This is a genomic window from Mycetohabitans sp. B46, assembly GCF_037389205.1.
Taxonomy (GTDB): Bacteria; Pseudomonadota; Gammaproteobacteria; order Burkholderiales; family Burkholderiaceae; genus Mycetohabitans.
Genome location: NZ_JADBGL010000017.1, coordinates 24,110 through 39,366 on the forward strand (window position 1 = coordinate 24,110; position 15,257 = coordinate 39,366).

Below are 15,257 nucleotides of genomic sequence, written 5' to 3' on the forward strand. Positions count from 1 at the left end.
CTTACAGGTTGCACAGCGTCAGTTGAAATGGCACGTCGATGTCGACAGCGCGCGGCCGCATGTGGCCATCCTGCGCGGTGAAGCGCACCCACAGCATGTACTTGTTGGCGCTGGCCTCAGGAATGACCCGCAGGTCTGGCGCCACACGCACTTGCATCAATTGATAGGTCCGCCCCGACAACATTTGCTGATAGCTGCCCTGCATCGCCATGACCTTCGCGGCTTGCCCCGATTCGCGAGCAAGACGCAATACGATCACTGCCGCATCGCGTAGCGGCAACAATGGCATTGCCCATTTCATGATATCCGCGCGGCGCTGCTCCACAGCGCTGTGCTGCCATGCGTAATACGATGGCAGATCGAAGCGGCAAGTTCCGCCGGGAATGATGGCCCGGCTGCGGATGCTGGCTAGCCATTCATTGTCGGCCAGATGTTGACCCGTTTTTCCTTGCATCTGCGCTAGGCTGGCCAGCGTTTGCTCGATGTCGGCGAGAACGGTCTCGAGCGCGCCCTGTTCGATCCCGGGATTGCCGCGAAACGGTACCAAGGCCTGGCGCTGGCGCTCAAGCTCCTTCATCAGATCCGACTTCAAGTCGCTGCGGCTCGTCACTTCCGCGATCTCGAACAGTGTGGTCAGTGCGACGTGGTGTTCTCTCGGGTCTGCTTGGGTGAGGAAGAACGTAAAGCGCTCAAACAAATCTTCGAGGCGCAACAGCGTTCGAATGCGCTCATTGAACGGATACTCGTAGAGAATCAAGCGTAAATGCCTTTCACTTTGAAAATGCCGGACAGGGGCGGCAATTTGCGCCCATTCTAATGCGCGCGAATGCCCCTAGCAATCGCCACGACATTCACCACGAAAGTCGTGCTGCGTCGCATGCCACCGGCACACGCCAATTTACGATGGTGCACTATCGCGCGCCAATGACAAATAGTGCTGATGCAGCAACGCGATTTCTGGCAGCAGCGGCTCGATGGTGTCGGCCTCATTGACGATGATATCGTCTGCGGCCGCGAGCCGCGTCTGCCGCGTGGCCTGACGTGCAATGATGGCTTGCACCTGTTCGCGCGTGAAGCCATTGCGCCGCATGACGCGCGCGACCTGCGTCTGCACCGCACAATCCACTACCAGCACGCGATTAACACGTTCGCGCCAATTGCCTGCCTCAACCAGCAACGGCACGACACAGATTACGTAGGGGCCGCTCGCCGCTTGCAGTTCGCGTTCCGTCTCGATGCGGATCAGTGGGTGCACGATTGCTTCGAGCCGTTGCTTCGCTTGTGGGTTGCTGAACACCAACTCGCGCATCCGCGCGCGGTCCAGTGCGCCTTGCGCCGTGATGAAGTTGGCACTGAACTGTGTTCGGATGCCGGGTATCGCCGCGCCGCCTGGCGCGGTGACGCGATGCGCGATCAGATCCGTGTCCACGATCGGCACGCCATAGGCAGCGAAAGCATTGGCGACCGTTGTCTTGCCACTGCCGATCCCGCCTGTGAGTCCCACCTTGAACATCGTCAACCTCCGAGCAGCCGATAGAGCGGCGTGCCGCCGAACAGCGTGAGCACCGCTGCCCCCGCCAGAAACGGACCGAACGGCAACGGCTCCTCCAGGCGCATCCGCTTGGTGAGCGTGGCGCCAAGGCCGACGATCGCGCCACACACTGAGGCAACCAGTATCACTTGCAACAGCGGGCTCCAGCCGAACCATGCGCCAATGGCGGCAAACAACTTGAAGTCGCCGTAGCCAATACCCTCGGCGCCGCGCACGAGCTTGAACAGCCAGTAGACGGTCCACAGCGACAAATACCCGGCCGCCGCACCGATCACGGCCGCGTCCAGAGGCGCGAATACGGCATGTAGATTGATCAGCAGCCCCGCCCAGAGCAGCGGCAACGTCAGCGAATCGGGCAGCAGCTTGGTCTCCAGGTCGATGGCACTCATCGCGAGCAGCGCGGCGCAGAATGCAAAGGCGATAAGCGCCGTAGGCGTGGGGCCGAACACCGCGAGCGAGAGCGCCGCGAACAGTACACAGGCGGATTCGATCAACGGATAGCGCCAACGAATCCGCATGCTGCATGCCGAGCATCGGCCGCGCAATGCGATAAAGCTGAGCAACGGGATGTTCTCGTGCAAGCGCAGCGTATGTCCGCACGCAGGACACGCCGAGCGTGGCACCCACAGGTTATAGCGACGGGGTAAATCGGTCTGCGACAACGGAGCGGGCCTTCGCTCGGGCGCCGGATTGGGTACGGCATCGTGCCCATCACTTTCTGCGCTCAACGCGTGCTGGGCATTTTGCGGCACGTAGGCGGCCAGTTCTTGCTGCCATGCGTGTTCAAGCATCTGCGGCACGCGGTGTACGACGACGGTCAGGAAACTGCCGATGACCAATCCGAGCACGCATGCGAAAGCGTACTGCCAAGCAACCGGCAGCATCGAGAAGGCGTCGGCGAAGCCGGCGATCCAGTGGCCGGGGCCATGTGGGGCGATGACAGAAAACGAATACATGTCGGTGGCCAGCGAGGAACGGTACGCGATGCTACCTGATTGAAATCACATGACGTTGCCCATCTCGATAATGGGCAAATACATGGCGACCACGAGCGCGGCAATCAGCGCACCGGGCCCGACAATGATAAGCGGTTCGGCCAGTTGTGCGAGCAGGCCGATTCGTTCCGCCACGAGCCGGTCATTCCAAGCGCCGATATCGGCCAACGTCGTGCCGAGCGTGCCGGCTTGTTCGGCAAGCGCGATCGTGGCCACGACGTCGGGCGGAAAGCAGGTGCTGGCACGCATGGCTTCGGCCAGGCTTGCGCCGACGCGCACGCGTGCCGCGATGTCGCGTGTCGCTGCGTCCATCGCGGCATTGCCGCTAATGCCGTCCACCGCGTCGAACCCGTCGGCCAGGGCGATGCCGGCATCGAGAACCTGGCCCAGCGCATGGCTCCAGCGCGCAATGGCCACGCGCTGCACGATGGGGCCTACGAGCGGCGCACGCAACAGCAGTGCATGCAGGCGCAGGCGAAACCGTGGCGAGCGCTGCCAGGCAAGCATGCCACACGCGATCCCGAGGCCCGCCGCCGCGACCATCGCCGGCCCGTGTGCCAGCATCTGCCGGGACAGCGCGACCACGATCTGCGTGGGCCTTGGCAACGGCGAGCCGAATCCGGCGAACACCCGTTCGAATGTCGGCACGACCCAGCCCAGCAGTAGCGCGCACAGGCCCAGTGCCAGCGCGAGGATCAGCGTTGGATACCATAGCGCGTTGCGCAGTCGCGCACGTTGTGCGGCCACACGATCCCGGGTGTCCGCCAGTTGAGCGAGAATCGTATCGAGCGAGCCGGTGTGTTCCGCAAGCTCGACGAGCCGCCAGTATGCGGCGGGAAACACACGGCCGTGGCGTTGCAGCGCCCTGGACAGCGTACTGCCTTCTGTGATGTCTCGCAGCACGGTTTCGAATAGGGGTTTGAGCGGCGTGCCCGCGTGCTGCGCCACCAGCGCCAACGCGGGTTGCAGCGACAGTCCACTGCGTAGCAGCATGGCCAGGTGCCGCGTGGCGCGCGTCAGATCGGCGTGGCGTATGCGCGGGCTCCACCGTGCGCGGACCTCGATAAGCTCGACCGCGACGATCCTGTCGCGCCGAATACGCTCGAGTGCCGAACGTGCGTCGAGCGCCACGAGCGTGCCGCGGCGGCGGCGGCCGTCGGCGCCGATGCCTCGCCAATGGAAGCGGGACATCGTCGGCCGCCGGGGCGAAGCGGCTTGGATGGGGGGCTGCATCGCGCGCCAGTCCATCACGCATCGTCCGTCACCGCAAGGGCTTCATGCAGCGATGTCGTTCCATCGCGCACGCGCGCGAGCGCGGATTGCCGCAATGTCTGCAGGCCGGCTGCGCGCATCGCGTCTGCCAACGCATGGGTTGGCGTGCGCGCTGCGATGCGCTGTTGCAGTGCGGCGGTCACGGGTACCACCTGATGGATTGCGCAGCGACCCGCAAAGCCGGTGCCGCGGCATGCCGTGCAGCCGACCGGTCGATAGGATTGCCAGCAACCCGCCAGCGCTTGGTCAACATGTGCGGCCGTCATGCCGGCCGCCCGCAGCGCGACGGGGTCGGGCGTATCGGCGAGTCGGCACGCGCTGCATAACCGCCGCACCAGCCGTTGCGCCGTGATCAGCTTGACCGCTGCCGCCACATTGTACGGTTCCACGCCCAGATCCGTGAGCCGCGCGAGCGTCGCCGGCGCATCATTGGTGTGCAGCGTGGCAAGCAGCAAATGCCCGGTCTGTGCGGCGTTGATGGCGACTGAGGCGGTTTCCGTATCGCGGATCTCGCCGACCATGATCACGTCCGGGTCTTGTCGCAGCAACGCGCGCAGCACCGCTGCGAAACCTAGGCCTGCTCGGTCGTTGACCGACACCTGGTTGATGCCGGCAAGCTCGATCTCGGACGGGTCCTCGATCGTACAAAGATTGAACGCATCGCGATCGAGTTCGCGCATGAAGGTATAGAGCGTCAGCGTCTTGCCACTGCCCGTGGGCCCGGTGACCAGCACCATGCCCTGTCGGGCGCGCAACGCATGCTGTACGGCGGACAACTGGGGGGCATCAAAGCCCAATCCTGTTAGATCCAGCCCATCGGGCAGCGCATCAAGGCGGCGTAGCACCACTTTTTCGCCGAATACCGTGGGCAGCGTCGACACGCGGAATTCATCGAATCCGGCGCCAGGCACCGCGATGCGCAACCGGCCGTCCTGGGGCGCGCGCCGCTGTGCGATGTCCAGCCGTGACAGTACTTTGATCCGTGTGATGACTGCGTCCCGCAGGTGCGCGGGCGGATTGTCGAGGCGATGTAGGCGGCCGTCGATCCGCAGCCGAATGTGCCATTGGTGTGGGCCCGGCTCGATATGGATATCCGATGCACGGCACGCACCGGCTCGTGCGAATAGATCGTCCAGCAGGCGTACCGCTGGTGCGTCGGTGTCGTCTGACGGCTGCGCGTGAGCGTTGGCGCGGGCACGTTGCGCGATACGCGGCGTCAGCCCGGTGGCGCCGGACGCCGCGGCGCAGCGCACCGGCTCCGTGAAACGGGAAGGTGCGTGCGCATCGGGTTCGCGCGGCACGGTCTGGGCAGCCGAGGACGGCAGGGGAGTGAGATCGGCGCCGTGTGCCGGCGTGGATGGCGGCGTGGCCGGGAACAATGGGTGATGGGGCATGCTGGCGATGCGCGGGCCGCGCAATACAATGGATACCTGCGTATCGTCGCGCGGTTGTGGTGCCCGCGCCATTCAGCCGAACGGCGAATCGCGTTGGCGTACTGCCGGGTCAGCGTACCGTTTGTTGCCGATAGGCTAGTGGGCATGCTGCCGCGCCGCTGCAGCGTGCGCGGCGTCCAACCGCGCGGGCCGGAATAGCTTCACCGTGCGGATGGCTTGGTTGTCGATCTGCATGACCTCCATGCGCGTGTCGCTGACCACTAGGCTCACGTCGCCTTCCGGGATGGCTTCCAATCGTTCCAGAATCAGCCCATTCAACGTCTTGGGACCATCAAGCGGCAACCGCAGGCCAAGCCGACGGTTCAGCTCTCGTAACGGAATGCTGCCCGCAACGATGCATTCCCCTTGCGTGTCCCAGCCGCCTGCCGCGCCGCTTGCCGTGCGTGGCAATGTTGTCGTGAACTCGCCGATCAACTCCTCGATGATGTCCTCCGGCGTCACGAGTCCTTGGACTTCGCCATATTCATTGACGACCAGCGCCATCCTGTGCCGGTTCTCCTGGAAGTACTGCAACTGTTGGAAAACCGGTGTGCCGCTGGGCACGAAATAGGGCTGCGTGAGCAACTCGCGCAGCTTTTCGCGCTCGAATTCCTGGTTGTGCAGCGCGGCCAGGGTTTTGCGCACATGAAGCATACCGAGCACGCGGTCAATGTCGCCCTGATAGACGACCAACTTGTTGTGGTAGCAGGTTTCCAACTGCTGGATCAACTGGTCGAACGGCGCATCGAAGTCCAGCGCCTCGATGCGCCGGCGCGGGATCATGACGTCATCGACCGAGATGCTCTCCAGGTCGAACAGGTTCAGCAGGATGCTGCGGTGCTTACTTGGCATGAAGCTGCTTGATTCCAGGACGACGCTGCGCAATTCGTCGTTGGACATGCGCAGGTCTTCCCGTGCGCCTTTCGTATTGATGTGCAGCACGAACAAGATACCGTTGGCCAGTGTATTGACGAACCAGACCAGCGGGCGGGCGAGGGTGATCAGCGGCTTGATCACGAGGCTGGCCGGCAACGCGATCTTTTCGGGATAAGTTGCGCCGACGATCTTCGGCGTGATCTCAGCGAACACGATGATCAAAAATGCGACGATCCCGGTGGTGATCGACAGCACCGCGCGGTGATTGCCGAACGCGTGCAGCGCGATCGATGTCGTGAGCACCGGGATGATGACGTTCATCAAATTGTTGCCGATCAGGATCACGGACAGCAACTGGTCGGTGTGCGCGAGCAAGCCCTGCGTTGTCTTCGCGCCCATCACGCCTTTGCCTGCCAAGTGCTTGAGCCGATGGCGGTTTAACGCCATCATCGCGGTTTCCGAGATCGAAAAAAAGCCCGATATGAGCAGCAGCACGACTACGGCGCTAATTTGCGCCCAAAGAGGGAGAGTTTCCACGCGAAAAAGCCGGATGCCGGCTAATGGACGATGAAGTCAACTATATCAGAGCGCCGGGGGCATCCGTGCAGTAGCCCGGCGGGCGACGTACGGGCGCCGGCGTCCTGCCGGTTCATTGCATCCCGTTGCCGCTTGCGTTGAAGCCAGCACGCCACGCTTCGGGATCGATCTGCACGCCGATGGTCATCGTATCCCCTTCGAGTGCGGGAGCGGCGCCGGCGTTTGCCGCTGCTAGGGAGTCTGCTGCACTTTTGCGGGACGGTCCACGCGAGCACTGAGCAGTCGGGGTGCAGGTTCCCGGTTGGCATCGATCGACGCGAGAACCTCGCGCTCGTACCAACACAGCCGCGGCTATGAGGCACCAGGCAAGGGATCGGGTGGCGCTACTTCGCGTTTGTCGTGCGAGTACGAAGGATGGTCGGTCGCTCGACGCGCCAGCGTTATCGCGACAACGCAGAATGCATTGCGGCAACGCAGAACGTTAGCCGCGAATCCAGCGTTGCTGGCCATGAAGCTTGCAGCCATGCATGCTGACGCGAGGGAAGAGAGTAAAAAAGAAAATGTCCCGTCAGCTTGACGGGACATTCTTGGGGTACCCAATGTAGGTTTGACTTTACCTCGACATGCGCATCGAGTTAGAAAAGGACCGATAAGTCATTGATCCTTTGGAGATATTCTGGTCGGGGTGAGAGGATTCGAACCTCCGGCCTCTACGTCCCGAACGTAGCGCTCTACCAGGCTAAGCTACACCCCGATTGGATCACTTCAGCATTTCCGTCTTTTTCAAGACTGGCGCGACGCCGAATAAGAGCATAATTCTAGCAGCGATTCTTTGAATTGGGAATCCGGAAATGAAAAAATGGCGCGCGCCGCAGCCTGTGCCTCCGCTTCGGCGCAACGCAGCGTATGCTCGAGCGCGCCCGACTCGGTGATGGCGGTGAAAATCGTGTCGAATCGGTCGGTGCCACCATGCTCGATGGCGTCCCGGGCCAACTGCGCCTGCTCGGCGGTGCCGTGCTCGATCAGGTAGATCAGCGGTAGCGTCGGTTTGCCTTCGCGTAAGTCGTCGCCGGCATTTTTCCCCATTGACTCGGGCGTGCCCGTGTAATCGAGCCAGTCGTCCATGATTTGGAAGGCGGTGCCGATCGTGCGGCCAAACTCAGCCGCGGCGGCCTCCATCGCGGGTGGCGCGCCGGCGATGACCGCGCCCAACTGGGCCGCCGCCTCGAACAGCTTAGCGGTCTTGTAGCGGATCACCTGCATGTAGCGCGCTTGGTCCACGTCCGGATCATGCATGTTCAGCAATTGCAACACTTCACCTTCCGCGATCACGTTGGTGGCGTCCGACAGAATCTGCATCACGCGCAGGTTGTCGCACGCGACCATCATCTGGAACGCTCGCGAATACAGGAAATCGCCGACCAGCACGCTGGCTGCGTTGCCAAACAGCGCATTGGCGGTTTGCTTGCCGCGCCGCAACTGTGATTCATCGACCACGTCGTCATGGAGCAGCGTCGCCGTGTGGATGAACTCGACGACCGCCGCGAGCGCGTGCCGGTGACCGCTGCGGTCTCCCAGTGCGTTCGCCACCAGCAACAGCAGGGCGGGGCGCAGGCGTTTGCCGCCCGCACCGATGATGTATTCGGCGATTTGGTTGATCAGGACGACGTCCGATGCGAGCCGCGTGCGGATCACGCGATTGACTTGTTGCATGTCGTCGGCGATCGGCGCAAGCGTGGCGGCCGCGGACGGGGTGGTAGTGACTGTCAACGACGTAAACCGGAAAAAGGGTGGGCGGAGCAAAACAGGCGAATTATAAGGCACTGGGGCGGCCGACCGGGCTTTGCCGCCAGATTGTAGACATGATCAGACGGCGCGCTCGTCCGTATGCGCCGCGATTCGCGTCAGGTTTTGACTCGCGTTAAAAACCTCTATATAATCAAGTGTTTCTGTGCGTGGTGCGCAGGAAATGCACGAAGCACGCAAGGACGCGTGTTCGAAACAAATGAAGGGGTCCGGATCCGGGCCGCTTTTCAAGTGAGGTTCAACAATGTACGCGGTCATAAAAACCGGTGGCAAGCAGTATAAGGTCGCTGCCGGCGAAAAATTGAAAGTAGAACAGATACCGGCAGACATTGGCGCTGAAATCACGCTCGACCAGGTGCTCGCAGTCGGCGAGGGCGAATCGATCAAGTTCGGTACGCCGCTGGTGGGTGGGGCTTCCGTCAAGGCTACCGTGGTATCGCACGGACGGCATGCGAAAGTGACGATCTTCAAGATGCGTCGCCGGAAGCACTACCAGAAGCATGGCGGTCATCGCCAGAATTACACCGAATTGCGCATCGACGCGATCAACGCGTAACGCGCAGGGAGTCCACAGATGGCACACAAAAAGGCAGGCGGCTCGTCCCGGAACGGCCGCGATTCCGAAAGCAAGCGCCTCGGCGTCAAGGTGTTCGGCGGCCAGGCAATCAATGCTGGTGGCATTATCGTGCGTCAACGCGGCACGCGGATGCATGCTGGCGACAACGTTGGGATTGGCAAGGACCATACGCTGTTCGCGCTGACCGATGGTCATGTTCGCTTTGCGGTCAAGGGCGCGGCGAAGAAGCACTTCGTCAGCGTGGTTCCGGCTGCCTGATACCCGGTGGTCACCACGCAAACCGGCTGACCCGATTCGACAGTCCGCCGGGTTCGCGTCGGTGACGTCGCCCCGGGCTGCCGATGCAGGCAGGCGTGACGAAGCAAAAGGCCTCGCAATCTGCGGGGCCTTTTTGTTGGTGCTGGCAAAATAAGGGGCGTGCTGGCAACGCATTGTGTGAGCGCTAACAAAATCGTGGTGACGTCGGCACGCTCGGCGGACCGGCGGCAGCAGGCAAACGGCGCAAGCCGAACGGAGCAATTGGAATGAAGTTCATTGACGAAGCGAGGATCGAGGTCATCGCCGGTGACGGAGGGGATGGCAGCGCATCGATGCGCCGTGAGAAGTTCGTTCCGTTCGGCGGGCCGGATGGGGGGGACGGTGGGCGAGGAGGCAGCGTTTACGCTATCGCGGATCGCAACATCAATACGCTGATCGACTATCGGTACGCGAAGAAGCACCAAGCGCGCAATGGCGAGAACGGACGCGGCTCGGACTGCTACGGCAAGGCAGGCGAAGACATCACGTTGCGGATGCCGGTCGGCACGATGATCACAGATAGGGATACCGGTGAGCTGATCGCCGACCTGACTGAGCACGATCAGCGCGTGCTGCTCGCTAAGGGCGGTACCGGGGGGCTCGGCAACCTGCACTTCAAGTCGAGCACGAACCGAGCACCACGGCAAAAAACCGAAGGCAAGCCGGGCGAGCGCCGGATGCTCAGTCTTGAGTTGAAGGTGCTGGCCGATGTCGGCCTGTTGGGCATGCCCAACGCGGGCAAGTCAACCTTTATCGCATCGGTGTCGAACGCGAAACCGAAAATTGCCGACTATCCGTTCACGACGCTTGCGCCGAATCTTGGCGTGGTGCGGGTCGGACCGGCGAAGAGCTTCGTGATCGCTGATATCCCGGGCCTCATCGAGGGTGCCGCCGAAGGCGCCGGGCTGGGGCACCAGTTCCTACGGCATCTGCAACGCACCGGGATATTGCTGCATCTGGTCGATCTTGCACCGTTCGACGACAGCGTCGATCCGGTTGCGGAGGCGGGCGCGATCGTCAATGAGTTGCGTAAGTACGACGAAGCGCTTTACCGCAAGCCGAGGTGGCTGGTCTTGAACAAGGTCGATATGATTGCAGAGCATGAGCGCGAGGCACGCGTGGCCGATTTCGTCGAGCGCTTCGGCTGGCAGGGACCAGTATTCCAGATCTCGGCGCTCACCGGCCTGGGCTGTGAGCATCTATGTTATGCGGTCTACGACTACTTGAGCGAGACCGGGCTGGCGGCGCGCGTGCAGCATGCCGAGGACCTGGCGGCCGACGTGCGGTTCCGGGACGATGCACAGATGTCCAACGACGCACGGGTGTCCGACGACGCACAGGCGTCCGACGACGCGACACAACCCGGCGCCGATACACAGTGATTGTCGCCGCCGCGCAACACGATGCCAAACGGGAACATAGGAAACGGGAACACAGGGACGGCGCAACGATGCGTTCGATCATTGCTGAGGCAAAGCGGCTGGTTGTGAAAGTGGGCTCAAGCCTGGTCACCAATGACGGGCGTGGGCTGGATCATGACGCGATCGGGCGATGGGCCGCGCAAATCGCCGCATTGCGCCAGCAGGGCAAGGACGTGGTGCTGGTCAGTTCCGGCGCGATCGCCGAGGGTATGCAGCGATTGGGCTGGAGCCGGCGTCCACGCGAGATCGCCGAACTGCAGGCCGCGGCCGCGGTCGGCCAAATGGGGCTGGCGCAGGTCTATGAAAGCCGCTTTGCCGAGTATTCGATCCGCACGGCGCAGATCCTGCTCACGCACGCGGATCTTGCCGATCGCGAGCGATACCGGAATGCACGCTCGACGCTGCTCACGTTGCTCAGGCTCGGCGTGGTGCCGATCATCAATGAGAATGACACGGTCGTCACGGATGAGATCAAGTTCGGCGACAACGACACATTGGGCGCGTTGGTGGCGAACTTGATCGAAGGGGACGCGCTGGTGATTCTGACCGATCAGCGTGGCTTGTACACGGCTGATCCGCGCAAGGATCCTGCCGCGACGCTGGTGCAACAGGCCGACGCGGGCGACCCCGCGTTGGAGGCAATGGCCGGTGGTGCCGGCACAAGCATTGGTCGGGGCGGGATGCTGACCAAGATCCTGGCCGCCAAGCGCGCCGCGCACAGTGGCGCGGATACGGTGATCGCAAGCGGTCGTGAGCCGGACGTGTTAGTCCGGCTGGCGGCGGCGGAGCCGATCGGCACGCAACTCATTGCGCGGACCGCCCGCATGGCCGAGCGCAAGCAATGGATGGCAGACCATCTGCAAGTGCGCGGCCATGTCGTGATCGACGCGGGAGCGGTCGAGAAGCTGACTTCCGACGGCAAGAGCCTATTGCCGATTGGCATCATCGATGTGCAAGGCATTTTTGCCCGCGGCGAGGTCATTGCGTGCCTGGACGAAGCGGGCCGCGAGGTGGCGCGTGGGTTGACGAACTATAGTAGCGCCGAGGCGCGGCTGATTCGCCGCCATCCAAGTGCGCAGATCGAGTCGATTCTCGGTTACATGCTCGAGCCAGAATTGATCCATCGGGACAACCTGGTGATGCTGTAGCGCCGGTGAGGTGCACGCATCGCGTACGGACCCGCGATGCGCGAAGCCGGTTGGGCTTGCTTTGGGCGTGCTCGCTATTGATAGCGCGATGCGGCGATCCGTTTATAACGGATAGTCTGCACGATCGACGAGGCATTGCCCTGCGGGATCTTGTTCGCGCACAGGTAATCCTGGTATAACGCGGCCTGATACGCGTTCAACTGGCTATTCTCGATGTGCCGCCAGCCGTTTGCCGCGCCCCGGTCCCATTGTTCGCCGCTGTCGTCGGCTGCCGCATAACGGCGCCATTCATAGGTTTCGCAGCGCAAGCCCTCGTAATAGACATTGCGTGCGCCCTGCGGGCTCGTGATCACGATCGTATAGCGTACGACGCCGTCGGCGCCCACCGACACGGACGCCGCGTCGACGGCAAACTGCAGGCTCGTCGTCGCGGAGACCTCGAATGGCAGCAGGTCCGTGGCGCGTGGCATCGGCGGCAGCTTATCGACCTGGGTCTCGACCCAGTTCTCGGTGCGGTCTAGCAAATAGATAAAGTCCTGGCCGGGCTTGGGTCCCTGGTCCGGCGACGGGGACGAGCACGCGCCGAGCAGCGCGGCGGCGGTGATCGTGCCGATCAGAGCGGTGATGCGGCGCGAACTTGGGCGCGATGGACGGGCAGGCGGGCAGACGCGTTTCAAGAGACGGGCTCCTGGCACAAGAGGGGGTGTATTAAAGCACAAGGGCCGGGATCCGGATGCGAATCTCCGGCGCGCGGCCCTCGGCGGTCTGCCAACGCGGCGATGCGCCGCCAGGCAACCGATGCGGCAGTCATGGTCGTGGCTTGGCGCTGACCGGCTCGACAACCAGCGTCGCGGCGGCTACGTCCAGCACGGCGGTCGCCGCGCGGCCTGAGTCAGGCTTGACGCCGGGCTCGATGTTCGAGCATACCGTCTCGATCGATACCGTTACCACTTTTGCATTCATCTTTGAAGGGCGGGCACCATGGTGCGACACAGAACGTTCATGGCGTCCGGGCTGCCGTCGCACGAAGCGGGACAGCTCGGTCAGCGCCATCTGGTATACATCTCTCTTGAACTCGATCACAGCGTCCAGCGGCACCCAGTAGCTGTTCCAGCGCCACGCGTCGAACTCCGGATGATCGGTCGCGCGCAGGCAGATATCGCAGTCACGTCCGATCATGCGCAACAGAAACCAGATCTGTTTTTGTCCTCGATAGTGACCGCGGACCTCGCGCTTGATGTACTTGTCGGGCACCTCGTAACGCAACCAGTCGCGCGTGCGACCGATGACCTTGACGTGCTCGGGTCTCAAACCGGTTTCTTCGCGCAGCTCCCGAAACATCGCTTGCAAGGGCGTCTCACCGTACTTGATGCCGCCTTGCGGAAACTGCCAGGAATGCTCACGCAGCCGTTTGCCCCAAAACACCTCGTTGCGCGCGTTCAAGAGGATGATGCCGACGTTCGGGCGAAAGCCTTCACGATCCAGCATACAACCACCTTCGAATCCTTTAAAATTGCTTTGATTATAAACAGTTAATGGGCGCCGTGCGACCCGGCTGGAGTCGGGTCGCACGGCGCCCTCGTTTTGGAATCCCTCAAGAATGAAAGCATCGCGTTTTTTCATCGGCACGCTGAAGGAAGCGCCGGCCGATGCCGAGATCGTCAGTCACCAGTTGATGGTCAGGGCGGGGATGATTCGCCGCGTCGCCGGCGGTATCTACAACTATATGCCAATCGGGTTGCGCTCGATCCGCAAGGTGGAGGCGATTGTGCGCGAGGAGATGAACCGCGCGGGCGCCGTCGAGCTGTTGATGCCGGCGGTGCAGCCGGCCGAGCTATGGCAGGAATCGGGCCGCTGGGAGCAGTATGGCCCCGAATTGCTGCGGGTGAAGGATCGCCACGACCGCGACTTCGTCGTCGGGCCGACCCATGAGGAGGTGATCACCGATATCGCGCGCAAGGAGATTAAGAGCTACCGCCAGATGCCGGTGAATTTCTACCAGGTGCAGACCAAGTTCCGCGATGAAATCCGCCCCAGGTTCGGCGTGATGCGGGGGCGCGAGTTCATCATGAAGGACGCGTATTCGTTCGATCGCGACCGTGCCGGGCTGCAGCTATCGTATCAGAAGATGTATGACGCGTACGTGAGGATCTTCACGCGTCTGGGGCTCGAGTTCCGTGCGGTGGCGGCCGACAACGGCTCGATCGGTGGCACCGGGTCGCACGAATTCCATGTGATCGCCGCGACTGGCGAGGATGCAATCGCGTATTGCCCAGGCTCGGACTATGCGGCCAATATCGAGGCCGCCGAAGCCGTGTCGTTGATCGCGTCGCGTGCGGCGCCGAGCGAGCCGCTGACGAAGAAGGCCACGCCGGGTAAGGCGAAATGCGAGCAGGTGGCCGATTATCTGGGTATTGCGTTAGAGCGCACGATCAAGTCGATCGTGCTGGCCGTGGATAACGAGGGTACAGACCCGACGATTTGGCTGTTGCTGCTGCGCGGCGACCATGAACTGAACGAAATCAAGGCTGGCAAGGTGTCGGGGCTGGCCGGCTATCGGTTCGCCACCGAACAGGAGATTGTCGATTGGTTCGGCGCGCCGCCCGGCTATTTGGGGCCGCTGAACACGCGCAAGCCGGTGAAAGTGGTCGCGGACCGTACCGTGGCAAACATGAGTGACTTCGTCGTTGGCTCAAACGAGATGGACTATCACACGACGGGGGTCAATTGGGGCCGCGACCTGCCGGAGCCGGACGTGGCGGACCTGCGTAACGTGCGCAAGGGCGACCCATCGCCGGACGGCCGCGGTGAATTGGATCTATGCCGTGGCATTGAGGTCGGGCATGTATTCCAGCTTGGCACGAAGTACTCGGAAGCCATGGGTGCGACGTTCCTGGACGAGAGCGGCAAGCCGGCACCAATGATGATGGGGTGCTACGGGATCGGCATCACACGAATCCTCGGCGCGGCGATCGAGCAGAACTTCGACGAGCGCGGCATCATCTGGCCGGAGGCCATCGCGCCATTTCATTTGGTGCTGTGCCCAATGGGCTACGAGCGCAGCGACGCGGTGCGCGAGCAGGCGCACAAGCTCTATGACAAGCTGCTCGACGCGGGGATCGACGTGATCCTGGACGATCGGGGCGAGCGTCCCGGCGTGATGTTTGCGGATTGGGAGCTGATCGGCGTGCCACACCGGCTCGTGATCGGCGAGCGCGGCCTCAAGGACGGCAAGATCGAGTATCAGGGCCGCCGCGATGTGGAGCCGACGCTGTTGCCGCTTGAAGAGGCGGCCGTGTGGGTGGTTGAGCGGGTGCGCGCGGCACTGGCGCGCTAACGGACT

14 protein-coding genes and 1 tRNA gene are annotated in these 15,257 nt (G+C 62.6%); 5 read left to right on the forward strand and 10 right to left on the reverse strand.

Going from position 1 to position 15,257, the window contains the following annotated elements:
* Window position 1: 1 nt before the first annotated feature.
* The 8 genes from zapD to IHE30_RS14275 all read right to left on the reverse strand — a co-directional run bounded on the left by zapD (window position 2) and on the right by IHE30_RS14275 (window position 8,435).
* The gene (gene zapD / locus IHE30_RS14240; protein ID WP_337691562.1) at window positions 2–757 is read right to left on the reverse strand and encodes a cell division protein ZapD; all 756 of its coding nucleotides are present in this window, start codon (window positions 755–757) and stop codon (window positions 2–4) included.
* Between the two features lie 141 nt (window positions 758–898).
* Window positions 899–1,513 carry a dephospho-CoA kinase gene (gene coaE / locus IHE30_RS14245; RefSeq protein ID WP_337691564.1) on the reverse strand — a complete coding sequence of 205 codons (615 nt, stop codon included), beginning with the start codon at window positions 1,511–1,513 and terminating at the stop codon, window positions 899–901.
* Between the two features lie 2 nt (window positions 1,514–1,515).
* Entirely contained in the window at window positions 1,516–2,508 is a 993-nt protein-coding gene (locus IHE30_RS14250; RefSeq protein ID WP_337691566.1) for a prepilin peptidase, read from the reverse strand.
* Between the two features lie 45 nt (window positions 2,509–2,553).
* Window positions 2,554–3,780: a type II secretion system F family protein gene (locus IHE30_RS14255; RefSeq protein WP_337691567.1), complete on the reverse strand. Its 1,227-nt coding sequence runs from the start codon at window positions 3,778–3,780 to the stop codon at window positions 2,554–2,556.
* 14 nt (window positions 3,781–3,794) lie between these two features.
* The gene (locus tag IHE30_RS14260; protein WP_337691569.1) at window positions 3,795–5,285 is read right to left on the reverse strand and encodes a GspE/PulE family protein; all 1,491 of its coding nucleotides are present in this window, start codon (window positions 5,283–5,285) and stop codon (window positions 3,795–3,797) included.
* Window positions 5,286–5,348: 63 nt separating this feature from the next.
* Complete coding sequence (locus IHE30_RS14265; RefSeq protein WP_337691571.1) at window positions 5,349–6,665, reverse strand: HlyC/CorC family transporter; 1,317 nt, start codon at window positions 6,663–6,665, stop codon at window positions 5,349–5,351.
* A gap of 677 nt (window positions 6,666–7,342) precedes the next feature.
* Window positions 7,343–7,419 (reverse strand) — tRNA-Pro (locus IHE30_RS14270).
* A gap of 29 nt (window positions 7,420–7,448) precedes the next feature.
* Window positions 7,449–8,435: a polyprenyl synthetase family protein gene (locus IHE30_RS14275; RefSeq protein WP_337691574.1), complete on the reverse strand. Its 987-nt coding sequence runs from the start codon at window positions 8,433–8,435 to the stop codon at window positions 7,449–7,451.
* 280 nt (window positions 8,436–8,715) lie between these two features.
* On the opposite strand from IHE30_RS14275, the gene rplU reads away from it, so the two are divergent.
* From rplU to proB, 4 genes are all read left to right on the forward strand, one after another.
* Complete coding sequence (gene rplU, locus IHE30_RS14280; RefSeq protein WP_013434098.1) at window positions 8,716–9,027, forward strand: 50S ribosomal protein L21; 312 nt, start codon at window positions 8,716–8,718, stop codon at window positions 9,025–9,027.
* 18 nt (window positions 9,028–9,045) lie between these two features.
* On the forward strand, window positions 9,046–9,306 hold the full coding sequence (rpmA, locus tag IHE30_RS14285) for a 50S ribosomal protein L27 (protein ID WP_337691578.1): 261 nt from the start codon (window positions 9,046–9,048) through the stop codon (window positions 9,304–9,306).
* 266 nt (window positions 9,307–9,572) lie between these two features.
* Window positions 9,573–10,727 carry an Obg family GTPase CgtA gene (cgtA, locus tag IHE30_RS14290; protein ID WP_337691580.1) on the forward strand — a complete coding sequence of 385 codons (1,155 nt, stop codon included), beginning with the start codon at window positions 9,573–9,575 and terminating at the stop codon, window positions 10,725–10,727.
* 68 nt (window positions 10,728–10,795) lie between these two features.
* The gene (gene proB, locus IHE30_RS14295; RefSeq protein ID WP_337691581.1) at window positions 10,796–11,914 is read left to right on the forward strand and encodes a glutamate 5-kinase; all 1,119 of its coding nucleotides are present in this window, start codon (window positions 10,796–10,798) and stop codon (window positions 11,912–11,914) included.
* 74 nt (window positions 11,915–11,988) lie between these two features.
* Here the strand turns inward: proB and IHE30_RS14300 are convergent, their stop codons facing one another.
* Together IHE30_RS14300 and IHE30_RS14305 are read right to left on the reverse strand one after the other, a co-directional pair.
* Window positions 11,989–12,591, reverse strand: coding sequence for a CNP1-like family protein (locus IHE30_RS14300; protein ID WP_443193682.1), 603 nt, complete (start codon window positions 12,589–12,591; stop codon window positions 11,989–11,991).
* A 130-nt stretch (window positions 12,592–12,721) separates the two neighbouring features.
* The gene (locus IHE30_RS14305) at window positions 12,722–13,402 is read right to left on the reverse strand and encodes an RNA pyrophosphohydrolase (RefSeq protein ID WP_337691583.1); all 681 of its coding nucleotides are present in this window, start codon (window positions 13,400–13,402) and stop codon (window positions 12,722–12,724) included.
* Between the two features lie 112 nt (window positions 13,403–13,514).
* On the opposite strand from IHE30_RS14305, the gene IHE30_RS14310 reads away from it, so the two are divergent.
* Window positions 13,515–15,251, forward strand: coding sequence for a proline--tRNA ligase (locus tag IHE30_RS14310; RefSeq protein ID WP_337691586.1), 1,737 nt, complete (start codon window positions 13,515–13,517; stop codon window positions 15,249–15,251).
* Window positions 15,252–15,257 lie beyond the last annotated feature (6 nt).